This is a genomic window from Pseudomonadota bacterium (assembly GCA_018823285.1).
GTDB lineage: Bacteria > Desulfobacterota > Desulfobulbia > Desulfobulbales > JAGXFP01 > JAHJIQ01.
Window position 1 is genome coordinate 64,242 of sequence record JAHJIQ010000065.1, and the last position, 25,545, is coordinate 89,786.

Consider the following 25,545-nt stretch of genomic DNA (forward strand, 5'->3'; position numbering starts at 1 on the left):
TTAATGACAAAACTGACCAGTGACCTGAACAAACTCCTCGTTATTGATGATGAGGAAAACATGCGACACATGCTCAAAGTCCTTGCCGAGCATTCGGGTTACCAGGTAGAAACAGCCGCTGACGGTCGTGAAGCCTTGACCCTGCTGGACCGGTCTCAATTCGATTTTATTCTCTGTGATGTCAAAATGCCCAATATCGATGGTATGGAGTTCCTCAGGCGCTCACAAGCCGTTAAGGGCGATGCGACTGTGATCATGATGTCCGCATATGGCACCATTGATCTTGCCCTTGATGCGATGAAGGCGGGGGCATATGATTTCATCTCAAAGCCCTTTAAAACGGATGAGGTGCTGCTGACATTAAAAAAAGCGGAGGAGCGGGAGAAACTTCGCAGGGAAAACAACAGCCTGAAGAATCGCCTGCGTACTCTGGAAGGGGAATGGAACCTCCGGAACATGGTCGGCAGAAGCAGATCAATGCAGAACCTTTTCAGCCTTGCGGTGAAAGTCGCCCAGTACCGGACGACCGTGCTGATTACCGGTGAATCCGGTACCGGAAAAGAGCTCGTTGCCCGGGGGATCCATTATGCAAGTGAACGTGCGGACAAACCGCTCGTTCCGGTTAACTGCGGAGGGATTCCGGAAACCCTTCTCGAAAGTGAATTGTTCGGTCATCTCAAAGGATCTTTCACCGGAGCCGATCGCAACAAGAAAGGTCTTTTTGAAGAGGCTGAAGGGGGCACTCTTTTTCTGGATGAAGTTGGCGAGCTGCCTCTGGCGCTCCAGGTAAAACTGCTCCGGGTGCTGCAGGAAAATGAAATTCGGCCCATCGGCGCAACAACCGACAGAAAAATCGATGTCCGGGTGATCGCCGCTACCTCCCGAGACCTTGGGGCGGAAATTGAAGCGGGGAATTTCAGAGAAGATCTCTTCTATCGGCTGAATGTCATGCCACTGCAGATTCCACCACTGCGGGAGCATCCGGATGATATCCCGGATCTCTGCAGAAACTTTATTGAAAAGTTCAACAAAAAAATGGGCCTTGGGGTTACCGGAATTGCCAGGGACGCCATGGCGGAACTTCTTGTATACCCTTGGCCGGGGAATGTAAGGGAGCTTGAGAACAGTCTGGAACGGGCCATGATCATGGCCGACGGCGAGGAGATTCGAAGCAGGGATTTCAATTTCATTTCCCGAACAGAAAACAGTTGCTGCCTCGAAGAAGAGCCCCTGGCGGCAGGGACGCTCTCCCTGAAAAAGGCAAAGGCCATCTGGGAAAAAAATCTGATCCAGAAGGCCATCGAAAAAACCGGGGGAAATCGATCAAAGGCAGCAGAGATACTCGAGCTGAGCTTCCCCTCACTCTTGGACAAGATCAAGAAATACAGGATAAAGGTCTGACCGGTCCTGGAATTTCTGGACTCCGCCGGCAAGCTGTCAACATGCCGGGTGTCAGTCGCCCTTCAGGGCGAGAAGCGGCTCCATTCTGGCAAGACGCCAGATCGGGAAAAACGCCCCGGCCAGACAGGAGAGACTGCCCAGAAACATTGCCAGCAGGCTGAAGAGAATGCTGCCTGGAGAGGTCACTGAAATTTCACCAAGTCGGCTCATCAGGCTGAAATCGGCGGCAAGAATGTTCAGCAGCAGATGACCGGTAACAACTCCGATCACCCCGCCGAAGAGGCTGATAATCGCCGCCTCACTGACGAACATATTGATGATATGGATTCTTCGCGCGCCGATGGCCTGAAGGATACCTATCTCCCGCTGCCGTTCATTGGTGATGGCGGTAAAAGTCGACCAGGCAAGCAGCACGGCAAGAAACGAGGCAATAAAGATGGTAATCGTGAAAATCCTGGTGATGTCTTTCAGGGTGGATCTGACATCTTTGCCGATACTGCCTCTGGTCATCAGCCCCACTCTGGGGTTCGCGTTTCTGACTGCGGCAACCCCGTCATCAAGGGAAACCCCTTCCTTCAGTTTCAGGAACACAATGGAAATATCGGTTTTTTTACGCTGGCCGGTTGACTCGACTGAAATGGTATCAAGATCCTTTCTGCGCATGAAAACCCCGTGATCAAGACCGGTTCCAGTCTCTTCAAGATGCCCGACAACTTTAATATCGTGGCCGAAAAGAGTGGCGGTGTTGATCAGCCCCAAAAATTCGTGCACATAACTCCCGATATACACCTCACCCTCACCGAGCTCAACGTCGGTATCCAGCCAGGGTTTGATCACGAAATCAGTGTCCTGGTCAATGGCAACGACCTGACCTTCGACGATACTGCAACACTCGGATTCCAGGGTGTCGAGATAAATGTGATAGGTCGCGGCCTTGACTTCCGGCAGATCTTTTAACGACTCGAAGACAAACTCATCCATGTAAAAGGTCTTCTCATCGCTTTCCAGAATGAATTCTTCCGCGAGTTCAACGGCTTCAGGAGGAACGACTACGATATCAGCGCCAAGCTTCTGCGAAGCAGCTTCAATATCCTCTTTGATTGACCTGTTGAAAAGGAGGGCAAAGACCAGAAGAGAGACAAGCATCGAAACAGCAAGCACCAGAACCAGATTACGAAACATTTTTCTGGTGACGCTTTTCCAGGCTATTGCGGTTATCGAAGCTATTTTTTCAGAGGGTGCCGGCATGGGAATCCTTTTTCACTCACGATATTCAGTTTGTTTTCGATGTAAAAAGACAAAAAAAGAGGAGGGGTTACCCCCTCCTCTTTTTAGCACATATCTTCAAACAGAGTAAGCAGGAACTATACTCTTAGTTGAAATTGGCGTCCAGACCACAAAGGATGGCGTGCTGCTCAACACCTTCAGGGGTATGGCAGGCAAGACATACCGAGGTATGTTTGCCGACAAACATCTTCTTCTCAACATCATACAGCTTGAGAACGCCGTCCATGGTGAATTCGCCTTCTTTGGGTTTGGTCGGATCTTCACATTCCGGTCCGACCTGTTTCCATCTGGAGGTGGCAACAATATATTTGCCGTCCGGGGTGAAAATCGCATCATGATTATGGTCGATGCTGCTCACCGGCTCGGTATCAATTGCGGTGAGGGTTTTGGCGTCAACCAGGAACATAACGTCGCCGCCGGAAGCTGCGATCATGGAGTCATCCGGTGAATAATAGGCACGGAAAGTCACGCTTTTCGGGGTGCCGGCAATTACACCTTTATTGAGGACTTTGATCTCGCCCTTGACGAATTTGGCCAGGTCAAGTTCCACGAGATGCATTTTGCCGTTGGTTGTGCCGTGATCCTTGTCGGCTTCATTGGCGATGATCAGCAGTTTGGTCATCGCGTTGTTGGTGTTGCCGTGATAGAACTTGTAAGGAGCAGGGATAGCGGCTTCGGTGCCCTCGAGGAATACCCTCTGGACTCTCTGCAGGTCGGATTTGTTGAACACATCGATGTAGGCTTTACTGGACATGGTAATCGGAATGAAATGATCCTTGGCCTGTCCTGAAGCACAGTACATGGCGCCGGTATTGGTCGCTTCCGGCGGAACGTCTACCAATACGTCCTGCAGAACCTTCCCGGTCTTGAGATCGGTCTTGCCGACATGAGTGCCGCCGGCATCCTTGTCGATCTTGTAGGTCGACCAGAACATGGTGTTGCGGTCATTGTTGTCGATTCTGGCATCATGGGTGGGATGAGTAGCCCTGGTGCCGATATCGATTTTGGTGACCGGCGCGGTCAGCTGGATCGGCTGGTCAGCAGACGGATCAATTGTCGCAACAGCCTTGGCATAATGACCACCCATACCGGCAACATAAAATGTACCGTTATAGGTCTTGCTGGATGCACTGCTGCTGTCGGCGGCAGGTTTGCTGCCCATAGCTGAAACTGTGGGCTGATTAATGCAGAGAGCGCCGACCGCCACCGCACCAACCAGCATTGAACCAACTAACAACTTCTTTGATACTTTCATGCTTTCCTCCTCCTTCATCAATTAAAAGTTCAGCAACATGACAATAGTTCTTTGAGCAGTAATGCTGCCGAGCCAAGCCTTAAAAAGGCTTACTACAAAATAAATCTTGATCCAACTAAAACCACAAGCATAGATAATACCACAGCGTGGTACGAAAAAAAAGAGGGAAATATATTTTTTTCTAGCAGAGAGTTAATAATTGACATTTATAAAATACAAATCAGTTCAAATTTCAACTCCTAAAGAATCGAAAAGCAAAATACCACAGTGTGGTTGCCATGTCCATACCTTAGTTATTATAAGTCGATGGTACAATATAGCCGGGCCGCATAGCGGATGCCATCCGAAAAGCAAACTGATTCTTGATTAAAGAAACACAATCAGCTAGTTTGTTTCTGGCTGAATGATCGCTGATCGGTAAATTTCCCTTGAGGGTTTGATAATGCAGATAGAATGCTGTGACCTGGTAAAAAAATATATCATTGACGGTGATGAGGTTGGTGCGGTCGATCATGCTTCACTCTCGATCAACCGTGGAGAGTTCGCCATAATTCTCGGTCATTCAGGGTCCGGAAAAACCACCCTGTTGAGTATGATCGGCGGACTTGCCAAGCCTGATCAGGGATCAGTAACGATTAATGGCATCGACTGCTGGAAGCAGTCGGAAATTGATCTCGCTTTGATGCGCAACCGGACAATCGGTTTTATTTTCCAGTTCGGCAGCCTGATCCCAACCCTGACAACCCTTGAAAACGTGCTGCTCCCGCTATCATTCTCTCCCGGCAAAAAATCAATGCCCGAAGATATTGCCCATGCCCATGCTCTTCTGGAGCAAGTTGGACTTGCCGATAAGAAAACATCATTCCCGGCGCAGCTCTCCGGTGGTCAACAGCGGCGAGTTGCTATTGCCAGAGCCTTTATTACCCGACCGGAGATCATTCTGGCCGATGAACCCACCGGAGATCTGGATGAAGAAACAGAAAACGACATTCTCCGGATCTTCAGAAAATACAATACCGAGCAGAATACAACCTTTCTGGTTGTCACCCACAATTCACATTTGTGCGCAACCCAGCATCAACCCCGCACCTTTATGATGCAGAAGGGGAGTATTTCTGAAATCACTCCGGATGGGACTGCCGATGAAGATGCCTAGAACCCTTCTCCTGATCAGCGCCTGTGTCGCGATCCTCTTGATTGCCGGCTGCGGGTCCGAAAAAATGAAAAAACTGAAAGTAGGGGACAAAGCCCCCGATTTTCTGGTTGAGGATCTTTCCGGCCAACCATTCAGTCTGGCCAATGCCGCAGGGATGCCGGTGATCATCCGTTTTTTCGTTACCGACTGCAAATTCTGCCGGGCCGACACCCCGGTTTTCAACGAGTATTATGCCAAACACAAAGATAAAGGCTTGAAGGTTCTCTACCTGACCACAACGGTTGACAGAAAAAGAGTCGAGAAGTTTGTGGCGGAACTCGCCATCCCGTTTCCGGTGGCGATTGATTTCAATAAAAAGGTGTCAGATCTTTTTCGCGTCCGGGTTGAACCGCAGGCTATTATTCTCGGTCCGGATCATGTTATAATCGGTGCCATATTGGGAGGGGTAACCGAAGCGGAACTTGACGAACTCCTCAAAAAACATCTGCAGTAATGCAGTTTCCGCAATCAACAGCTTATTAATCCAACAGGTCTTCAGCTGAATCATGAACAACAAATCAGAACACTTCCATCGCCTGTTTCGTCCCGGCGTACTCAATTGTCGCCGGAACCTCCTTCCGGCGGCCCTGTTTTTTTCTTTTTTTGCCCTGCTGATCTACTGGCCGGGTCATTACGACCACATCTCAGCCGAACCTCTTGAGGTGATCGCCGCCGACGCCAGGTGCCCGGTCTGCGGCATGTTTGTGGCCAAATATGATGTCTGGATCACCCAGATCAGAACCACCGACAACTCCGTCTATAATTTTGACGGTGTCAAGGACATGATGGCATTCCGGGCAACCCCGGAATCTTTCATTCACGGTAAAGTCCAGGATATTTCGGAGATCTGGGTCAAGGATTATTATTCATTGAAATGGATTCGGGGAGAATCAGCCTTTTATGTCGCCGGCAGTGATGTGCTCGGACCGATGGGGCATGAGCTTGTCCCGTTTGCAAGCCGGGCTGCGGCTGAGTCCTTTATGACCGATCACAAGGGAAAAGCGATTTATACCTTTCCGGAAATAACCTCTGACCTGGTCAACACTCTCCGATCGGGTCACATGATGAAATAAACATGCAGCAGATACGTCCCGGCCACATCCTCTTCCTGACCATCGTGCTGTTAATCGTTGTCGATACAGGTCTGTATCTGAACTCGAAGAAAATACTGAAACAACGGAACTCCTGGACCAGGCAGACCAACATCCTGAGTTCCGCGCTCGGTCTCACGGACCTCTGCATCGCAACGGAAGCCCGCTATACCAGGCACCCCTCAATATCAGATCCGATTTCACCGTTCATGGATCATCCCGGAGCCCTTGAGCATTTTCCTTCGGGATCTTTCTGGGGGGTTCCGGAACAGATCACCGCCTCCTCCCGGAGAAAAAGTTGAACCGCGCACTGGAAAAACATTTCAGTCTCCTCGACTATTCACTTTCCTCGATCTGGCGCCGCAGGATGAAGAACCTTGGCGTGATGCTGGTTTTTACCGCGGTAATCTTTCTTCTTGCCTCCTTCCAGATCCTGACCGGCAGCCTGACCAGAACCGCCGAAATTCTCCTCGAACGCTCTCCGGAAATCATTATTCAGAAAATGACCGCCGGCAGGCAGGAGAACATCCCGGTCGCCTACGCCGAAAAGCTTTCCGGCCTCTTCGGTATCAGAACTATCGCCCCGCGGGTCTGGGGATATTATTTTGACGAAACCTCCGGAGCGAACTACACCGTTCTCGCCGTCGACCCTGAAGTCATGCCGTACGGGAAAAAGATCGATGAAGTGATCGTGGGTCATTTCCCTAAAGAGAACGAACACGGCGTCGTGCTTGGCCGTTATGTCGTGCAGAGCCTTGGTCTCGGCGAAAGAAAGCAGATGTCTCTTTTCCGTCCGGATCTCACCTTGAAATCATTGACGGTCACCGGCTATTTTCCCGAGACCTCAAATCTTCTCACCGGCGATCTGCTGGCTCTCACTCTGGCCGACGCCAGGGATCTCTTTGCGATCCCCCCGGAATATGCAACGGATTTCTGCGTCTATGTCAACAACCCGAACGAGATTGAAACCACTGCCCGCAAGATTGCCGCCATTCTTCCGGATACCAGAGTTCTGACCAGTCCCCAGATCCGGAAGACCTATCAGGTTGTCTTCGGCTGGCGGAGCGGATTTGCTTCAATCTGCCTGCTATCGGCCCTGGTCGCCTTTATCATCATGGCCTGGGACAAGGCTTCCGGGCTGTCGCCCGAGGAAAAGAGGGAGATCGGCATTTTAAAAGTCCTCGGCTGGCAGACTTCCGACATCCTCACCCTGCGGATGTGGGAAGGTCTGGTTCTCTCCGGAGTCTCCTTCCTGGCCGGTTACACCGCCGCCTATATGCATGTTCTCCTGTTCGAAGGATCTCTTTTCCGGCCGGTGCTGATCGGCTGGTCGGTCATCCATCCGGCCCTGAAACTAGTTCCGGAAGTCGCTACTAAAGACATGCTGCTGGTGTTCAGCCTTGCGGTCCTGCCCTATATGGCGGCGACGATTATCCCGGCCTGGCGCAGTTCAACCATCCCGCCCGATGCGGCCATCAAATAGAAAATGGAATATTCAATTGCAGACGGGACCCATGGTCAATCATATTATCGAACTCAGTAGAGTCAGCAAAACGTACAATCTCGGCGAAACAAACGAGGTGAATGCCCTGACTGACATCAATCTGCAGATCCCTGAAAACAGCATGGTCTGTCTGAAAGGGGCCAGCGGCTCAGGGAAATCAACCCTGCTGGCGATCATCGGCTGCCTGTTCCCCCCCACCAGCGGCAGGGCGACGATCGCAGGAAAACTGCTCTCCAGGCTGCCGGACCGATTCATGACCATTCACCGGCGCAACTCCATCGGTTTTATTTTTCAGCAGTTTAATATCCTGCCCGACCTGACCGTGCGGGACAATATAACCCTCCCTCTGATTCCACTCGGCGTCGAGCCCTCTGAGCGCAACCGCAGGGCCTCCCGGTTAATGGAAAAATTCAACATCTCCCACCGGCAGGCGTTCCCGGCAAGACAGATTTCCGGCGGTGAGCTGCAAAGGGTCGCGATCGCCAGAGCCCTGATCAACGAGCAGCCGATTATTCTGGCCGATGAACCGACCGCCCATCTGGATACGAAGCTGAGCAAGGAATTCCTGGGGATCATGAACGATCTGAAGGCAGGCGGCAAGACCATTATCATTGCCTCCCATGACCCATTGGTCACCGAGAATCCATTGCTGGATCGCATCATCGACATCAAGGACGGAAGGATCGATGTTCCTTAACGCCTGGAGCTTAAGCCTGACCCTGTGCAGCATCATTGTTATCTTCCTGATGACCATTGCCGCCCGGACAGCCTTCCGGGTCATCCGGTACTGGAACCCCGGCAGTGACAGTAATCTGCAGATCAGACTCGAGAGCGAAACCTGGCTCGCCTCGACCCTGGTCGAGTACGCGCTGGCGGTCCAGGCCTTCAGCCTGCTGCTTTTTCTGCTGGCGGCCGACAACTACAGCAAGGTCATCGCCGGGGCGATGTGCGCGACCGGCACTCTCCTCGCCAACGGCTATGGCATGCCCGCCCTCCTTTTCAAGATCAGCGGTTTTTTCCTCTACGCCTTCTGGATCCTGACCCACCAGCTTGACATCAGGTCGGAATCCTACCCTCTGGTCAGATTCAAATTCAGCTACCTGCTTTTCCTGCTGCCGGTGGTGATCATCGACCAGGCGCTGCAGACCGCCTATATCGCGAACCTCGACCCGGATATCATCACTTCCTGCTGTGCGGTGGTCTTTAGCGATGCGGCAGGGGAGGGCAGGAACCTGATCGGCGCTCTGTCCGCGCCTGTGCTGCCCGTGTTCTACACTCTGGCCGCCTTTCTTTTCATCCTCGGACTCCTGCTGGGAAAGGTGCTGCCGGTGAAAACCGGGGAGCGAACAGCCGGCTTTCTGCTGTTGCTTTACACAGCCGGCTGGGCCATTTTTTTCCTGGTTTCTCTGCTGGCCATTACCAGTGTCCTCTCTTCATATATTTACGCCATGCCTTCCCATCGATGCCCCTTTGACATCATCAAGCCTGAATACAATTACATCGGCGTCCTGATCTATACCGCGCTCCTGGCCGGTACATTCGCAGGAGTTTCCCCGGCGTTCGCGAAGTTTGTAACCAGAAACACCGGTCTGGGTGACGCTGCTGTAAAGTACGGCAGAACGGCGGTGATTCTCTCAACTCTCTTCCTGGCCATCTTCATCTGTGCCTCCTCCTATCACTATCTGAAATACATGATTACCGGCGGTGAGTCCCTCTGATCCGCATCCGGCAGGTTGGTATTTACTTTATCCCTTGGCCTGTTAGAATTGTCTTCGACCTGCCGTAACAATACTCCGGCAGGTTCCGGCCGATGGTTGAGAGCAGTAGGCAGTTAAACCCGGGCGTGCGGTCCTGATATACTTCACCCGGGGGAAGGGGAGAGACAGTTGGGCAGAAAATCACGGCACAGGAAAGATGCGAAACAGGTAAGGCCAGTTACCAGAGAAGGGCTAAATCCGCAAAACAGCAGGGAACCTCTGTCCGTCAGCCAGGAGGTTCCCCGACAGGACTTTCTGCAGAGATGGTACGGAAAAAGAAACCTGCAGGTCGCTCTGTTCCTGGCCCTGCTGACGGCGACCATCTATGGCCATGCTCTGCACAGCCCGTTCCTGTTCGATGATGTTCCGAATATAAGCCGCAACAGCTATTTTCAGCTGGACGGATTCAGTCTGGAAAAAATCAGAGAGGCCCTGGTAAAAAGCCCGAACTCGACCAGACCGGTCTCAAATTTCTCCTTCATCCTGAATATCTTTCTGAATGGTCATGATGCCGCCTCTTTTCGCCTGATCAATTTTTTAATCCACGCTGTCAACGGGTTCCTTTTGTACAGATTTCTTATTCTGACCCTTGGCTTGCCTGCCAATAAACAGGTTAACCCGGCTGCGCCGGAAATTGCCTTCTGGGCCACGGTGCTCTGGTTTGTCCACCCGCTGCATGTGCAATCAGTCACCTATATCGTCCAGAGGATGAACAGTCTGGCCGCTCTCTTCTACCTGTTGACCTTCCTTTGCTATATCAAGGCCCGTTTCACAGAAAGCGAAAACAGGAGATGGGTCCTTGCCGCACTTGCCATGATCTCATTTCTGCTGGCCCTGGGTTCGAAGGAAATCGCAGTGACCGCACCGGTCTTCATTTTTCTCTATGAATGGTTCTTTTTCCAGGACCTCAGCCTTCAGTGGCTGCAAAAAAACCTCAAGGCAATGATCGCCGTCGTCATGATCATTGTCGTCACAACTTTCGCCTACCTCGGTTTAAATCCCCTCGATACAATCCTTGCCTCCTACGCAAATCGCAACTTTACCCTCTGGCAAAGAGTGCTGACCGAACCCCGGGTGATTCTCCATTATCTCGATCTCCTAATCCTGCCGCATCCCGACAGGCTTTCTCTGCTGCACGAGTTTCCACTTTCCCTTTCCCTGACCGAACCGATGTCGACAGTCCCGGCGTTGCTGTTCCTTAACGGACTGTTGCTCACGGCTATTATCCTGGCAAAAAGATTCCGGTTGTATGCCTTCTGTCTGCTGTGGTTTTTCGGCAATCTTGTGCTGGAGTCATCCTTTATCGGCCTGGAGATTTTTTTTGAGCACAGGACCTATCTGCCGTCAATGCTGTTCATGCTGTTGATGGTTCTGCTGTTACGGGAATTCATCATGCAAAAATGGGTGTACAGAGCAATCCTGCCCCTCCTGTTCGTGTTGTTTTCATTCTGGACCTGGCAGCGGAATATGGTCTGGAGCAACGATGTCTCTTTATGGCAGGACTGCCTGCAAAAGCACCCTTTCGAGGTCAGGATTTACAACGCTCTTGGCCAGGCCCTGCAGGAAAGAGGGGATACCGCGCAGGCCATGAAACATTTCCAGGCGGCTTTGGCCATTGATTCCCGAAACGGGGAAGCCCTGAACAATCTCGGTATCGCCCTCTCCAGGCTGGGGGATTCTGCTTCTGCGATTGAGTACTTCAAACGGGCGATTGCGGCACACCCTGACGATGCCAACGGTCATTACAATCTGGCCGTATCATTCGGAGAACTCGGCTACTTTGCCGATGCGATCAAACATTACAACCTGGCCTTGAAGATCAATCGGGAGCACCTGGACCCTGACTTGAACAACAATTTAGGGATCATGCTGGCAAAGATCGGCAAAAATGCGGAAGCCGTCGACCATTTCAAAAAGTCACTGCAGATCCGACCCGCCCATCCCGAAGCGCATAATAATCTGGGCGTGATCTTTGCGAGAAACGGGAACTACGAAAAAGCAGTAGAGCATTTCCAGGCAGCCCTTGCCCTGAACAAAGAAGATCCCACTCTCCATAACCGTTTGGGGTTGGCCCTGATGTTTCTGGGAAAAAATGTTTCCGCCCGTGAACATTTCAACCTGGCGCTGGCCAAAGATCCCGGCTTTTCCCTGGCCCGCCGAAATTTGCAGAAACTGGAGGGGAAAACCTATTCTTCTAAATGAAGAGAGTGAGAAGCATTTGTCTTTCAAGTTTACATAACTCATAAAATCTGCAAGAATCGAATCAGAATCACGACAGCAAACGAAAAACTTAAAGATAACGCCAAACATATTATTAAGGAGACGGTATGGATATTTTCTGTGAGAAGTGCCGGAAGGTTATCGGCCATGTCGCCGACGAGAAGGTGCCGGTCGGCAAGAAGGCCAGTGTTTCCTGCCCGGGTTGTGGTGAAAAAATTTTTTTCAGCCGGGAAGAGCGCCCATCCAATCCTGATTTCGATGACACTATTCTCGCCCCTCCCGACCCCAAACCATCACAATTCAGAAATCCCGGCTTCACCCCGGCGTCTTCCGCAAAGAGTGTTTCGCCAGATACCGGCTATGATTTCGCGATCATGGACATCATCCGTGAAGCGTGGCAGAAAACCAGCGGTGCCAAAGGGCCTCTCTGGGGTGCCGGCATCCTGGTTTTTCTGATTGTCATGGGGTTTTCAATTCTCATGGGCGTCCTGCTGGGCCTGGTCGGCGCCCGCTCAGAAAGTATCGCCATTTCCGGAGCCCTGCAGCTTGCCCTGACGGTTGCCATGTATCCGTTTCTGGCCGGAATCATGATGATCGGAATCCGCCGGGCAGTCGATCTGCCGATCAGCTATAAAATGGCATTCGGCTATTTCGGTTTCGTGGTGCCGATTGTGATTGCCGCTTTCCTGGTCTCGATCATGACCACTCTCGGCTTTATTCTGCTCATTCTCCCGGGAATTTATTTGAGCCTTGCTTACATGCTGGTCATTCCGCTGATCGTCGACAAGAAAATGAGTGCGTGGCAGGCCATGGAGGCATCCCGCAAGGCGATCCACAAGCACTGGTTCAAGGTTTTCGGGCTGTATTTCGTCATGGGCTTTATTTATCTCCTCAGCCTGATTCCGCTCGGGCTCGGCATCATCTGGACCATGCCGATGTTTGTCGTGATGAGCGGGATTCTTTACCGGGAGATTTTCGGGGTCAGCGAAATGGCTTGAACCATATCTGTCCCCGGTGGTCATTAGTCGCAAGCAATAATATGATTCCCCCTCATCTTCAGCAGACCTGTGGTACGGCAATATCACCGAAATGGTGGCGCAATCAATCCGGGCCAGCCTTCGGCAAGACTCAGGATGATTTGAGAACAAGCTCCGGATGATTAGGAATCAGGGGTTGGATGAGTCGGTGTAATAGTTATTCCGTTCATCCTGAGCCTGTCGAAGGATAACAGTGAGCTTGCCAAACCGGCGAAGGTGCCAATGACCGAAAGACGATGGGAATCGGCATAAAAAAAGCCCGGGTCAGTCCCGGGCTTTTTTTTGTGCTTTCAAGGGCTAGAGGTCATTCGAGCCCCAGTTTTTCCTTGACTGCTTTCCGTATTTTCAGTTTTTCATACCAGTCGGCCAGCCGGGCGCCGTCAACCGCGACCTTGTAGGAACCCTCCCAGTGCTGCCAGTCCTGGCCCTGCATGAAACCGCCCATCCGCCAGATTCTCCCTTCATGGTGCCAGGTCTCATGCCAGAGATTGTCGACCGCGCTCTGGCCGTTGAATTTAATTCCCTCGTCGAGCTTCTCCTTCTTGATCGGGTCGTAAAATTTGACCTTGATCGCGAGGGATACGGCATTGTAGACATCGATCACCGCATCGGCTTTTTTCAGATCACCCTCGGCCCAGCTCCGGACATGGCAGTTCGAGCAGATATAGAGCATGTCCTCCCGCTTTTCATACGGGGTGCGGAGGGCATCACCACCGAAGGCGTCGAGCCTGGTTTCCCCCTTTTCCCACCATTTACCCGGACCGACATAGGCGGCATACACTTCCGGTGAGAATTTTTCCGCTTCGGCAAAAGGATTGGGGCCACCGGTGGGGACCGATTTCAGCGACCCGGCGGGCAGGTTATGGATCGTCTCATACCGTTTGGCAATCGCGGGGTCGATCGGATATTCCTCCCTGCCGGCCTGGTATTTCTGATCGGTCGGCCAGGAGAATACCGGCTCAAGTTCCCATTTCAGGCGGGCGCTCACGTTATGGGTCGATTCGATAATCCCTCCGAAACCGCTCATGTGGCAGACCGCACAGGTCGGGGCCTCCGCATCTTCCGGGCCCCATTGGCCGGGAGGGGCGGACCAGTTGTAACTCTCACCATTGGCTGCCACCAGATTGCCGTGCTTGCTTTCCTCGTAGATCTCACGCTGGGGATGGTCCGGCCCGAGATGACAGTTGCCGCAGGTTTCCGGCTTTCTTGCCTGCGCAATGCTGAAGACATGCCTGGTGTGACAGGCGGCACAACTGCCGACACTGCCGTCGGGATTGAAGCGTCCGATGCCCATGTTCGGCCAGTTGATGAGTGTGCCGTCCTTGCCGACCTGGATCACGGTGCCATGACAGTCAAGGCAGCCCGCCTCCGCGCTTTCCCGCGAGTGGTTGGCCTTGTAGTTTCCCGTCTTGCCATAGGTCACGCCATCTCTAATATCGGCTTCTCCCTGTATCGCATAGGAGGAGAGGGAAAAAAGCCCCGCCTCGTCGTGCAGGCTCTCTTTAAATTCCCGGGCCTGCTTTGGATGGCATCCCGCACAGTATTTCGGGGTGACCAGGGGTGTCACCCTGACCCCCTGATGCTCAAATCCGGCCGGGTCGTCATCCATGGCCCGGTGGCAGTCATAGCACTTCACCCCGACCCGGTTGTGTTTGCTGTCCTGCCACTGGCTGACGATTGCAGGTGTTTCCGTGACATGACAGCCGACGCATGAATCGGTCGAAACGCCGCCGTTGGCAAAAGCTGCAAAAGGCGTGAAAGCAAGCCAGGTCAGAGTTATTGCCGGGGCAACAAATCTCGTCTTCATTTGGAACACCTCCAATTCATTATCGATTTTTTCAGAAGGGGGACATCGGGAATAATCCAGCTTGTTTACATTCATCACTCCACCCGGTCACAATAACGTGGGGCGATCTTACGGCAATTCAGTTAATCTTTACCATAAGGATATCAGAAATAGGATATCCTTATCAAAAAAAGCAGTTTACATTCCTCGTCAAAACATGAAAACTTGAAGCCATGCCTTCACCATCGGTTCTCACAGATTCCTTCCTTGCCTCGGTCCCCCATTTTCCCGGAGTTTATATGATGTACGGGAAGAGTGATGTGGTGTTGTATGTCGGAAAGGCAAGGGATCTCAGGAAACGTCTTTCCTCCTATAAACGCGCCGACGGATCTGCGCATTCGAAAACAATCGCTTTGCTGGCTCACACCCGGAAGATCGAAACGATCGTGACCGGAACCGAAAAAGAAGCGCTGATCCTTGAAGCGTCGTTAATCAAAAAGCATCGTCCCCGTTACAATGTCATTCTTCGCGATGACAAGAATTACCCCTATATCAAAGTGACCTTGCACGAAAGATGGCCGCGGGTCGTGGTCACCAGAAGGAGGGCAAAAGACGGGAGCCGGTACTTCGGCCCTTATTCATCGGCTTCGGCGATGAATGAAACATTGCGCCTGGTGAAGAAAGTCTTTCCCCTGCGGAACTGCAAAGGCACCGAACTGACCGCCCGCCAGAGGCCGTGCCTGAATTATCAGATCGGCAGATGTCTTGCCCCGTGCAGCGGCCTTGCAGACCGTGATGAGTATCTGAATAACGTTGAACGGGTCATCACAACCCTTTCCGGCCATCGCAAGGAGCTCGGCCGCTGGCTTGAAGAAGAGATGAAAAACGCTTCGGGCAGACAGGATTTCGAAAAGGCCGCCCTCTATCGCGATCGCCTCCAGGCCCTTGCCAAGACCTTGGAAAAGCAGGTCGTTTCCGCGGCCCATTTCAAAGACCAGGACATTATTGCGCTGGCCCGGCAAGGCCCATCGGTCGCAGTCTCTTTTCTCTTTATCCGGGAGGGGGCGATCAACGGCCACCTCTCCTATTTTATCGCCGAACCGCTGGGTGATGACGGGCAGATTCTCGCCGAAGCAATGGAACAGTTTTATGGTGATGACCGACTCATTCCGCCTGAGATCATCGTCTCCGACCGCATCGACGACCATGAATTGCTCGAAGAGTGGCTTCTTGATCTGAAGGGAAGCCGGGTCGGTATCAAAGTTCCCCAGCGGGGAATTCTGGTCAACCTGGTAAACATGGCCCGGGGAAACGCTTCCCAGGTCTTTGCCGACCGGGAAAAGCGGGAGCGGTCCAACGAGGCGCTTCTCAGATCGGTTGAAAAAAACCTGCAGATGAAGGTGGCGCCGCGTCAGATCGAATGTCTCGACATCTCAAATATCGGCGGCAAACAGGCGGTCGGGTCGCTGGTCTGTTTTACCAACGGCGAGCCGGACAAGAAAAACTACCGCCATTATCGCATCGCAAATGACGACACTCCCGATGATTACCGGATGATCCGGGAAGTTCTGAACCGGCGTCTCGATAAAAAAAACGAACGATCCCTTCCTGACCTCCTCATTATCGACGGCGGGAAAGGGCAGCTCAATGTCGCGCTTGACGTTCTGAAGGATCATGGCCTGATCGACCAGGTTGCGCTTGCCTCAATTGCCAAGGACAAAAATGACAAGGGGGAAAGGATCTTCACTCCGGGGCGAAAAAACCCGCTCGATCTGAAAGCGGGGAACCCGGTCCTGCTGTTCTTCATGAAAATCCGCGATGAGTCACACCGTTTCGGGATCACGTTCCACCGGAAGCTGCGCAGCAAAGGTTCCATCCGTTCCCTGCTCGACGACATCCCTGGGGTCGGACCCTCCCGGAAAAAGACCCTGTTGAAGCATTTCGGCAGTCTGAAAAGAGTAAAAGAGGCAACCGTTGCAGAATTGACTGCGGTAGAAGGAGTCGGCCCCGAACTGGCGCTGACGATTTTTAACAATCTGCACTCAACTTTCTGAGTCAGGTTCCTCTCCCGACAACCAATGGGGTTTGGCGATTTTTTCGTGCCTGTATTCCACAAGAAGCCGGAAGTCAGGAGTCAGAAGCCAGGAGAAAAGCTTTAGTATTGCTTTTTAAGTGCCGAAAAATTAAGATGACGAATCATTTTACAGGCCGGCGCCATTTTCAGAGGGCCGGCATCCATGAGTATCCATTTCCTTTTCAAGTTTTTTCAGGAGCTGCTAAAGCCATGTGGGAATATACAGACGAAGTAAAACAGCACTTTCTTACCCCGAAAAATGTCGGCGAGGTCGAAAATGCCGATGCAACCGGTGAAGTCGGCTCCCTGGCCTGTGGCGACGCTCTGAAACTGACCCTGAAGGTTGATGAGAACGAGATCATCACCGAGGCGAAATTCAAGACCTTCGGCTGCGCCAGCGCCATTGCCTCTTCCTCGGTCCTTACCGAACTGGTCAAAGGGATGAGCCTTACCGAGGCCGCCAAAGTTTCCAATGAGGACATCGCCAAGGCCCTGGGCGGCCTGCCGAAAGAGAAGATGCACTGCTCGGTCATGGGCCGCGAGGCCCTGGAAGCGGCCATCGCCGATTACCGCGGCGTCACCCTGCCCATGGCGGAAGGTGAAGTGGTCTGCGAGTGTTTCGGCGTGACCGACCTCGAAGTGAAAAGGGCGATCCAGGAAAGCAATCTGCAGACGGTTGAGGAGATCACCAACTTCACCAAGGCCGGCGGTGGCTGCGGCAAATGTCACGACCGGCTTGAGGAACTCATTAAAGAGGTCCGCAAGGTAGGGATCCAGCCCTTTATACCCGACCAGCGCCCCAAACGGATGACCAATATCCAGAAGATCAAGATGATCGAGGATGTTCTCGACCGGGAGATCCGGCCGACCCTGCGCAAGGACGGCGGGGATATCGAGCTGATCGATGTCGATGGCGATTTCGTCACCGTTTCCCTGCGCGGCTCCTGCAGCAGCTGTCTGAAATCGCAGACGACCCTGAAGGAGTACGTGGAAAAGAAACTGCGCGAACAGGTCCTTGACACCCTGGTGGTCGAGGAGGGCAGAGCATGATCTCGGAAAAAACCGCCAGAATCGTCTATATGGACAATAACGCCACCACCCGGGTCGCTCCCGAGGTGCTGGAAGAGATGATGCCCTATTTCAGCGAGTTCTACGGCAACCCCTCCAGTATGCATACCTTCGGCGGGCAGGTCGGCAGCAGGATCGCCTCCGCCAGACAGAAAATCGCCGCGCTGATCGGCGCATCTCCGGATGAGCTGATCTTCACCAGCTGCGGCACGGAAAGTGATTCAACCGCCATTCTTTCCGCTCTGCAGGCCCTTCCCGGCAAAAGGCATATCGTCACTTCACGGGTCGAGCATCCGGCGGTCAAGCATCTCTGCGAAAGCCTTGACAACCTGACCGGTCACAAACACCGGGTGACCCAGCTGCCCGTTGAATGCGACGGCACCATCGATCTCAAGAAATATGAAGAGAGCCTCACCGACGAGACCGCCATCGTCAGCATCATGTGGGCCAACAACGAGACGGGGGTCATCTTTCCCATTGAAAAAATGGTCGCCATCGCCAAGGAGCGGGGGATTCTCTTTCACACCGATGCGGTGCAGGCGGTGGGCAAGATCCCGATCAACCTGGCGGAGGTGCCGGTGGATTTTCTGTCGATTTCAGGCCATAAGCTGCACGCAGCCAAAGGGGTCGGCGTTCTTTACGTCCGCAAGGGGACGCCCTATGCGCCCTTCATGATCGGCGGCCATCAGGAGCGCGGCCGCAGGGGAGGCACCGAGAACGTCGCGTCGATTATCGGGCTCGGCAAGGCGTGTGAGCTCGCGGCGGCGCGGATGGCTGACGAAAACACCAGGGTCCGGGCCCTGCGCGACCGTCTTGAGTCCGCTTTGCTCAAAAAAATTCCCCGCTCACTTTTAAACGGTCATAAAATCGACCGCCTGCCCAATACCAGCAACATCAGCTTTGAATATGTGGAAGGGGAGGCGATCCTGCTCCACCTCGACCGTTTCGGCATCTGTGCCTCCTCCGGTTCGGCGTGCACCTCCGGCTCCCTTGAACCGTCGCATGTCCTGCGGGCGATGGGGGTGCCGTTCACCGCGGCCCACGGTTCGATCCGTTTCAGCCTGAGCGTTTACAACAGCGAAGACGATGTGGATTATGTTATTGAACACCTGCCGAAGATCATTGCCGACCTGCGCGCCATGTCGCCATTCTGGGAAGAGGCGATGAAGAAGGATGATGGGGCCGGAAGCTGCGGCTGCGGCTGTAAATAACCAACCAATTCCATTGAAGGGAAAATCATGAAAGTTATTCCGCCATCCTTTGAGATTCAGGACGATCTCGACAACCAGTCACTGGCCGTTCGTATCGAGGCCTGCGGGCGGATCTGCTACAAGAGTGAAGATAAAATCGAGGCCGGGTCCACCGAGCCCTTCATTGAAAAGGTCTTGAAGCACGGCCACAACTCGGTTGCCGAAATGGGGGTGATCACCCTGCGGGTGGAGATCGACTCGGAGACCCTCGCCACCCAGTTTTTCAGCATCCAGCCCAAATTCGTTCATATCGATCGCCCGTCCAAAACCGAGATGATCATTACCGGCAGCGTCCGGGCGTTTCGCGAACTCTACCGGGAGCATGGCAACGTCAAGCTGATCAAGGCGATGACCAGCACTCTTTATGAAAAGACCCCGCTCTTTTTCAGGGATATCGTTCCCGAAAGGGGAGTGGTCCACCAGTCCGGGGTGAAGGTGGAACAGATCCCGCTGGCGGAGGTCGACAAACTTCCGGTCAATCTTCTCGCCAAACACCGGTATGTCGGGGTTAAATTCTTCACCAACCGGGCGGTGACCCACGAGATCGTCCGCCACCGGCCCTGTTCCTTTCTCCAGGAAAGCCAGCGCTACTGCCGGTATAACGACGAGAAATTCGGCTCGGAGGTGACCTTCATCAAGCCGATGTTCTACGAAGAGGGGACCGCCGAATACAAACTCTGGGTCAAGGCCATGAAAGAGACCGAGAAGATCTACCTGAAGCTTCTTGAGACCTCGTCTCCCCAGGCGGCAAGAACGGTGCTGCCGAATTCCTGCAAAACCGAACTGATCGTCTACTGCAATCTCCTCGAATGGCTCCATATCTTCAGACTTCGGACCACCAAGGCGGCGGAGCCCTCCATGCGGGAGGTCATGATCCCGCTGCTCGCAGAATTCTCCCGGCGGTTCCCGGCCATCTTCGGCGATCTCAAGGTCGCCCCATAGTTTATTTAAACCGGCCGGGCAGGTCGGTTCTGGAATAAGTTTGACTCATAAATGGTATAAAAAAACGAAAATCAAGAAGGAGGAGACAATGGCTTTTAACGCAGTGGAAATGGCGGACTGGCAGATATCCGAAGCTGCCGAGAAGAACATGCCCACCCCCGAGGAGTGGCGCGACAAATTAGGGCTCGAGAAAGACGAGATCCTGCCGATGGGCAGGCTTGCGAAACTCGATTTCCTGAAGATCATCAACCGGCTTAAGGACAAGCCGGACGGCAAATACATCGAGGTCACCGCGATCACCCCGACCCCGCTCGGCGAAGGAAAGAGCACCACTTCCTGCGGCCTGATGGAAGGCCTTGGCAAGAGGGGGATGAATGTGGGCGGCGCCCTGCGCCAGCCATCAGGCGGCCCGACCATGAATGTCAAGGGGACGGCGGCGGGCGGCGGCAATTCGCTCCTGATCCCGATGACCGAGTTCTCCCTGGGCCTCACCGGCGATATCAACGATATCATGAACGCCCACAACCTCGGGATGGTCGCCCTGACCGCCCGCATGCAGCACGAGCGGAACTACAACGATGAGCAGCTGAAACGTCTGACCGGCATGCGCCGTCTCGACATCGACCCGACCCGGGTGGAGATGGGCTGGATCATCGACTTCTGCGCCCAGGCATTGAGAAACATCGTGATCGGTCTCGGCGGCCGGACCGACGGCTTTACCATGCAGTCCAAATTCGGCATCGCGGTCGGCTCCGAGCTGATGGCGATTCTCTCCATCGCCACCGATCTGGCTGATCTCAAGGAGAGGATCAACAACATCACCGTCGCCTTCGACAAGAGCGGCAAGCCGGTGACCTGTCGCGATCTGGAAGTGGGCAACGCGATGGCCGCCTTCATGCGGAACACCATCAACCCGACCCTGATGTGCACCGCCGAGTACAATCCGTGCCTGGTCCACGCCGGACCTTTCGCGAACATCGCGGTCGGCCAGTCGTCAATCATCGCCGACCGGGTCGCCCTGAAGCTTTTCGATTACAACATCACCGAATCCGGCTTTGCCGCCGATATCGGTTTCGAGAAATTCTGGAACGTGAAATGCCGTTACTCCGGCTTGAAACCCCACGTCTCCGTCCTCACCGCGACCATCCGCGCCCTGAAGATGCACGGCGGCGGGCCGAAAGTCGTGGCCGGAAAACCTCTGGATGATGCCTACACCAAGGAGAACGTCGGCCTGGTCGAGAAGGGGTGTGAGAACATGGTCCACCTGATCAACGTGATCCGCAAGGCCGGGATCAATCCGGTGGTCTGTATCAACCGCTTCTACACCGACACCGATGAAGAGTGCAAGGTTGTTCGCCGGATCGCCGAGGCAGCCGGCGCCCGCTGCGCCGAATCCAAGCACTGGGAACTCGGCGGCGACGGCGCTCTGGAGTTCGCCGATGCAGTCGTCGACGCCTGCAACGAGGAGAACAACTTCAAGTTCCTCTATCCGCTGGAAATGAAACTCCGCGACCGGGTCGAGATGATCACCAAAGAAGTTTATGGCGGTGACGGGGTTGACTGGTCGCCCGAGGCGAATGCCAAGGCCGAGATGCTGGAAAAAGATCCCCAGTACGCGGATTACGCGACCATGATGGTCAAGAGCCACCTGAGCCTCTCCCACGATCCGAGCAAAAAAGGGGTGCCCAAGGGCTGGCGTCTGCCGGTTCGGGACATCCTGATCTATTCCGGCGCCAAGTTCCTCTGCCCCTGCGCGGGAACGATCAGCCTGATGCCCGGCACCAGCTCCAATCCGGCCTTCCGCCGCATTGACGTTGATCCGGTCACCGCAAAGGTCACCGGATTGTTCTAGGTCAGTCTTTTTTTACCTGAGCTTTATCCAAAGCGGATCGGGGTTTTCCCCGGTCCGCTTTTTTGGTGGAAAATGGATGGATCGTAAAGGGATAAAGGGGTTGGCAAACTGTTTTCTTAATCAATTTTCTCGGGTAGATTGTTTTTATCAAGCAAGAGGGTTGACCATGAAAAACCACGCGTTCTGGATTTTGATAGTTTTCGGGATACTTGCCGCAAACCCCGCTTCGGCCTGGTTCTGGGAGAAGAGTGAAGTAAAGCCTCCGGCTGCGCCCGCCGCCATTGAAAAGAAAGAGGGCAAAAAAGAAAAAGAGATCCGGGAGGAAAAGGGGTTCTGGGCCGGGGTGTATGACTCCAGCCGACAGATCGCCAGGGATCTCCGCCATTACTTCAGAGGGGTCGGAAAAGAAGCGAAAAAGAGCGCCAAAGAGGTTCCCGGAGAGGCGAAAAAAGAGGCGAAGGAGGTCGGCAGGAGCATCAAAAAATCCGTAAAAGCGGTCGGCCAGGAAGCCAAAGAGGGGAGCAAGGCGGTCGGCCAGGGGTTCAAGGACTTCGGCCATGATCTGAAAGACGCTACCAAATCAGTTTTCACCGACCAGCCGAAAGATACCGGAAAATGAAAAGCGGGGCAGGGTGCGGAAACGGAACATCGCTGCGGCTCTTCATTCTCCTGACCATCCTCCTGGTCAATTTTTCCTCGCCGGAGGTTTTGTCGGCGAACGGTTACAGCCAGCCGGGCCTGTACACTCCCGAACGGATCCTCCTGGAAAACGGCCTTGAACTCATCCTCAAACCGAGGGGGGAGGCCAGAAACGTCTCGATCCGCATCGTCGTCGGCGTCGGTCATGATGATTTCCGGAAAGGGAAAAAACACGCCCCGCACCTCCTTGAGCACCTGTCCTTCACCGGCACTTCAAAACACAATGAAGCGGCGCTGGAGAAAATGGTCAAGGAGCATGGCGGCGCCTGGAACGCCACAACCTCGAACACCCAGACCGTTTACGAACTGGACATTTACAGCGACCACGCCCTCTGGGGCATCGAGCTCCTCTATGAAATCCTGACCGATTCAACCTACACCCCTGAAAATTTCGAACTGACCAGGGAGATCATTCACCGGGAAAACGGCGGCAGATCCTCGGCGGCAAAACGATGGCTGTACGACCACGATGTCGGTAAATTCCCGTCGGTCATGGCCGGCGAGGCCCTGACCAATAACGACGCCTACTTTCTCGGCCTGGAAAACTGCGACGCGATCACCAGGGACGACATTCTGCAACTGTACAAAACGTTCTATGTCCCCGCCAACCTGCAGATCATCGTGGTCGGACTGTTCGACCGGGACCAGGTTCTCGGCCGCATCAAATCCAGTTTTGGAACTCTTGCCAAAGCCCCGCCCCCCGGAAGAATCAATTGGGACCTGCCTTTCCCTGAAAAGGCGCGGGTATTCAACGGCACCTTCGCCCCGATCATCGACACGGAAGCGTTCGCCGGGCTCTTTTTCAGGACCGACGGCCGATTGAACGGCGACCATTACCCGCTCATCGTGGTCGCCGAATACCTCGACCGGAAAATCATGGAAGAACTCCGGATCAAGCGGGGCTGGGCCTATTCGCCCGAAGCTTCGTTTTACGCGCTTGATCACTGGGGTGTTTTCGGGATCGGCGGGGATGTTGATTTTGACAAACTGGATGGCACTCTTGAGATCATCCGGCAGGAAACAGAAAAAGTTGTGTCCGGAAAAGTCCCGGTCGCTGAAATAGAAAAGACCCGGACCGGCATTCTTCTGCGCCTGGCCAACGGCTATGAAACCAACGCGGGGATTGCCGAACTGTATGCCGGGGCGATTGCCGAATTGAAAACGTATGGAAAATTCATCAACCACGAAGTCCGGATCGAGGCGGTCACCCCCGACCAGTTCTTCGCCGCGGCACAGAAGTATCTGGACATGAACAAGGTGATGATCGTCCGAAGCCTGCCCACCCTCACCATTGAGCAACTGGTCATCCTGATCGGGGGCCTGGTTGTCGCCTTGACCCTGTTTCTCTGGCTGCGGTTCAGGAACCTGAAAAGGAAAAACAGGGTTTAAGGCTGATAAAAGTTATGCTAGTTGAGCCGCTTGCCTGCTCGTACCGACAAGCGAGCTTGCGAGACATCGAAACTTCGGGGCTCGAAAACTGCCGATATACCGTTTCTCAGTTTTCGTCATTCCGGCAGGCTGTAAACCGGAATCCATTCCATCCTGGACCCCGGTTTACAGCCTGCCGGGGTGACGGCTCAGGTATAACCGGTACTTTTAAACTTTCCATACCCCTTATACCCGCAGTGTGAAAGTCGTTATTGGAGATAATCCATGATCGGCACTCTCTGTTGATTACGACGTTCGCTTCTAAAATATAATTTGACACGCGTAACCTGTGGGGTTACAATTTGTGCATGATCAAATCATTTAGACATAAAGGTCTGGAACAATTTTTCTATACCGGCACAAAGAAAGGTATAAAGCCTGAGCATGCTGGCAAACTCGAAAGAATTTTAGATCGACTGAATGCTGCAAATGATTTGAAAGATATGAATTACCCAGGATCAAATCTGCATGCACTGAGTGGAGACCGAAAAGATCAGTTTTCAGTCAGAGTTTCAGGTAACTGGCGTGTTATTTTCGAGTTTGAAAATGGCGACGCATATATTGTTGATTACGACGACTATCATTAGGAGGTGTCTCATGAGTTCAATAAAAAGACAACCCACTCATCCCGGCAATATTCTGAAAGAAGATTACCTGAAACCACTATCCATAACAATTCAGGATATAGCTTCGACCCTCGGTGTTTCGAGAAAAACCCTGTCGAAAATTATCAACTGTCGAGGAGCTGTCACACCTGACATGGCTTTACGGTTATCCCGTGCTTTTGACACCACCCCAGAGTTATGGCTGAATCTACAAAAAAATTATGATTTATGGCATGCTGCAAATGATTCAAAATCTTGGAAAAGCGTGAAGCCAATTTTTCATTCAACTATGCCCAATCACGCATAGGGAAAAGCGAATCGGGTAGCCGGGGGGATCTCTCCCTAGGTTCAGGCCTTCACCTTGTCCCAACCATTACGATGGGCGTCTGGCTACTATGCCGTCTGCTGACTTCTGCTTAATCACTCAATCAGTTACCCGATTAAGCGCTATCGGTTTTCATCTGGTTCGCTCTTCCCAGGTGATGACCCTGAAAAGCCGAGACACTTATATACCAGAGCCTCACTGGTGGTTGTCCGATCGCTCCTTAAGCAGAAAAGACCGGATATTCTACACAGCGTTCTCCTTGTACCTTAAAAGGATTTTCAGGGCGGGTTTAATCAGGATGGTCACCACAAAGGCGCCTGTCGCAAGGACTCCGAGGGTGATCAGGATCTCATTGAAAGTCGGTGCATAATCGACGACTTCTCCCATGGGTGAGGGCACGAAGCCGGGGATGATGAGGCCGAACCCTTTTTCGATCCAGATGCCGAAAAACAGGCTGACGGCCGCTGTCAGCAGATACCCGGATCTGCCCCGGGTCGGATCAAATATGAACAACATGGTGCCGAAAATATTCAGGGGAAGGGGAAGGGAAGCGCTTTGGGAAGGGAAGGGGAAGGGGTCAAGTCCGCTTTTGACCTTTGAGGATTGATATGGTATGAAGGAAACATGTCCAGACCATTGCGCATAGAATATCCCGGGGCCTGGTATCATGTGATGAACCTGGGAAGGGGTCAAGGGGAAGGGGTCAAGTCCGCTTTTGACCTTTGAGGATTGATATGGTATGAAGGAAACATGTCCAGACCATTGCGCA

The 25,545-nt window shown here is 53.2% G+C and carries 23 protein-coding genes; 19 read left to right on the plus strand and 4 right to left on the minus strand.

The features are described from left to right. Nucleotides 1-3: 3 nt before the first annotated feature. Nucleotides 4-1,401, plus strand: coding sequence for a sigma-54 dependent transcriptional regulator (locus KKG35_14635; protein MBU1739365.1), 1,398 nt, complete (start codon nt 4-6; stop codon nt 1,399-1,401). Between the two features lie 51 nt (nt 1,402-1,452). On the opposite strand, the gene KKG35_14640 is transcribed toward KKG35_14635, so the two are convergent. Together KKG35_14640 and KKG35_14645 are read right to left on the minus strand one after the other, a co-directional pair. Next, complete coding sequence (locus KKG35_14640; GenBank protein ID MBU1739366.1) at nt 1,453-2,649, minus strand: ABC transporter permease; 1,197 nt, start codon at nt 2,647-2,649, stop codon at nt 1,453-1,455. A 124-nt stretch (nt 2,650-2,773) separates the two neighbouring features. Beyond that, a complete protein-coding gene (locus tag KKG35_14645; protein MBU1739367.1) occupies nt 2,774-3,943 on the minus strand; it encodes a hypothetical protein in 1,170 nt (389 codons plus the stop codon). A gap of 442 nt (nt 3,944-4,385) precedes the next feature. Between KKG35_14645 and KKG35_14650 the strand changes: the two genes are divergently transcribed. The 9 genes from KKG35_14650 to KKG35_14690 all read left to right on the plus strand — a co-directional run bounded on the left by KKG35_14650 (nt 4,386) and on the right by KKG35_14690 (nt 12,708). Continuing rightward, nucleotides 4,386-5,099, plus strand: a complete 714-nt coding sequence (locus tag KKG35_14650) for an ABC transporter ATP-binding protein (GenBank protein MBU1739368.1) — start codon at nt 4,386-4,388, stop codon at nt 5,097-5,099. Then, entirely contained in the window at nt 5,086-5,592 is a 507-nt protein-coding gene (locus tag KKG35_14655; GenBank protein ID MBU1739369.1) for a redoxin domain-containing protein, read from the plus strand. The genes KKG35_14650 and KKG35_14655 overlap by 14 nt, the downstream gene beginning before the upstream one ends. Before the next feature lie 52 nt (nt 5,593-5,644). Beyond that, entirely contained in the window at nt 5,645-6,211 is a 567-nt protein-coding gene (locus KKG35_14660; protein ID MBU1739370.1) for a nitrous oxide reductase accessory protein NosL, read from the plus strand. A gap of 2 nt (nt 6,212-6,213) precedes the next feature. Further along, nucleotides 6,214-6,531 carry a hypothetical protein gene (locus KKG35_14665; GenBank protein ID MBU1739371.1) on the plus strand — a complete coding sequence of 106 codons (318 nt, stop codon included), beginning with the start codon at nt 6,214-6,216 and terminating at the stop codon, nt 6,529-6,531. 65 nt (nt 6,532-6,596) lie between these two features. Further along, nucleotides 6,597-7,712, plus strand: a complete 1,116-nt coding sequence (locus tag KKG35_14670; GenBank protein MBU1739372.1) for an FtsX-like permease family protein — start codon at nt 6,597-6,599, stop codon at nt 7,710-7,712. A 31-nt stretch (nt 7,713-7,743) separates the two neighbouring features. Continuing rightward, nucleotides 7,744-8,430, plus strand: coding sequence for an ABC transporter ATP-binding protein (locus KKG35_14675; GenBank protein ID MBU1739373.1), 687 nt, complete (start codon nt 7,744-7,746; stop codon nt 8,428-8,430). Further along, on the plus strand, nt 8,420-9,451 hold the full coding sequence (locus KKG35_14680) for a hypothetical protein (GenBank protein ID MBU1739374.1): 1,032 nt from the start codon (nt 8,420-8,422) through the stop codon (nt 9,449-9,451). The genes KKG35_14675 and KKG35_14680 overlap by 11 nt, the downstream gene beginning before the upstream one ends. Nucleotides 9,452-9,619: 168 nt before the next feature. Next, the gene (locus KKG35_14685; protein MBU1739375.1) at nt 9,620-11,692 is read left to right on the plus strand and encodes a tetratricopeptide repeat protein; all 2,073 of its coding nucleotides are present in this window, start codon (nt 9,620-9,622) and stop codon (nt 11,690-11,692) included. A 125-nt stretch (nt 11,693-11,817) separates the two neighbouring features. Continuing rightward, nucleotides 11,818-12,708 (plus strand): hypothetical protein, encoded by an 891-nt coding sequence (locus tag KKG35_14690; GenBank protein MBU1739376.1) that lies wholly within the window; start codon nt 11,818-11,820, stop codon nt 12,706-12,708. 343 nt (nt 12,709-13,051) lie between these two features. Here KKG35_14690 and KKG35_14695 read toward each other — a convergent pair whose 3' ends face one another. Then, nucleotides 13,052-14,554 (minus strand): hypothetical protein, encoded by a 1,503-nt coding sequence (locus KKG35_14695; protein ID MBU1739377.1) that lies wholly within the window; start codon nt 14,552-14,554, stop codon nt 13,052-13,054. 212 nt (nt 14,555-14,766) lie between these two features. Here KKG35_14695 and uvrC point away from each other — a divergent pair, with 212 nt between their 5' ends. From uvrC to KKG35_14740, 9 genes are all read left to right on the plus strand, one after another. Further along, nucleotides 14,767-16,587, plus strand: coding sequence for an excinuclease ABC subunit UvrC (gene uvrC, locus KKG35_14700; GenBank protein MBU1739378.1), 1,821 nt, complete (start codon nt 14,767-14,769; stop codon nt 16,585-16,587). A 230-nt stretch (nt 16,588-16,817) separates the two neighbouring features. After that, nucleotides 16,818-17,657 (plus strand): Fe-S cluster assembly protein NifU, encoded by an 840-nt coding sequence (nifU, locus tag KKG35_14705; protein ID MBU1739379.1) that lies wholly within the window; start codon nt 16,818-16,820, stop codon nt 17,655-17,657. Beyond that, the gene (gene nifS, locus KKG35_14710) at nt 17,654-18,886 is read left to right on the plus strand and encodes a cysteine desulfurase NifS (protein ID MBU1739380.1); all 1,233 of its coding nucleotides are present in this window, start codon (nt 17,654-17,656) and stop codon (nt 18,884-18,886) included. The genes nifU and nifS overlap by 4 nt, the downstream gene beginning before the upstream one ends. Before the next feature lie 27 nt (nt 18,887-18,913). Beyond that, nucleotides 18,914-19,867 (plus strand): FAD-dependent thymidylate synthase, encoded by a 954-nt coding sequence (locus tag KKG35_14715; GenBank protein MBU1739381.1) that lies wholly within the window; start codon nt 18,914-18,916, stop codon nt 19,865-19,867. 88 nt (nt 19,868-19,955) lie between these two features. Beyond that, nucleotides 19,956-21,719, plus strand: a complete 1,764-nt coding sequence (locus KKG35_14720) for a formate--tetrahydrofolate ligase (protein ID MBU1739382.1) — start codon at nt 19,956-19,958, stop codon at nt 21,717-21,719. A 166-nt stretch (nt 21,720-21,885) separates the two neighbouring features. Continuing rightward, nucleotides 21,886-22,338 carry a hypothetical protein gene (locus KKG35_14725; protein MBU1739383.1) on the plus strand — a complete coding sequence of 151 codons (453 nt, stop codon included), beginning with the start codon at nt 21,886-21,888 and terminating at the stop codon, nt 22,336-22,338. Further along, entirely contained in the window at nt 22,335-23,807 is a 1,473-nt protein-coding gene (locus KKG35_14730) for an insulinase family protein (GenBank protein ID MBU1739384.1), read from the plus strand. The genes KKG35_14725 and KKG35_14730 overlap by 4 nt, the downstream gene beginning before the upstream one ends. Before the next feature lie 347 nt (nt 23,808-24,154). After that, nucleotides 24,155-24,433, plus strand: coding sequence for a type II toxin-antitoxin system RelE/ParE family toxin (locus tag KKG35_14735; GenBank protein ID MBU1739385.1), 279 nt, complete (start codon nt 24,155-24,157; stop codon nt 24,431-24,433). 10 nt (nt 24,434-24,443) lie between these two features. Continuing rightward, nucleotides 24,444-24,758, plus strand: a complete 315-nt coding sequence (locus KKG35_14740) for a HigA family addiction module antidote protein (GenBank protein MBU1739386.1) — start codon at nt 24,444-24,446, stop codon at nt 24,756-24,758. Nucleotides 24,759-25,019: 261 nt separating this feature from the next. Here the strand turns inward: KKG35_14740 and KKG35_14745 are convergent. Then, nucleotides 25,020-25,545 (minus strand): hypothetical protein (locus KKG35_14745; protein MBU1739387.1); only part of this gene is annotated, 526 nt, incomplete at its 5' end.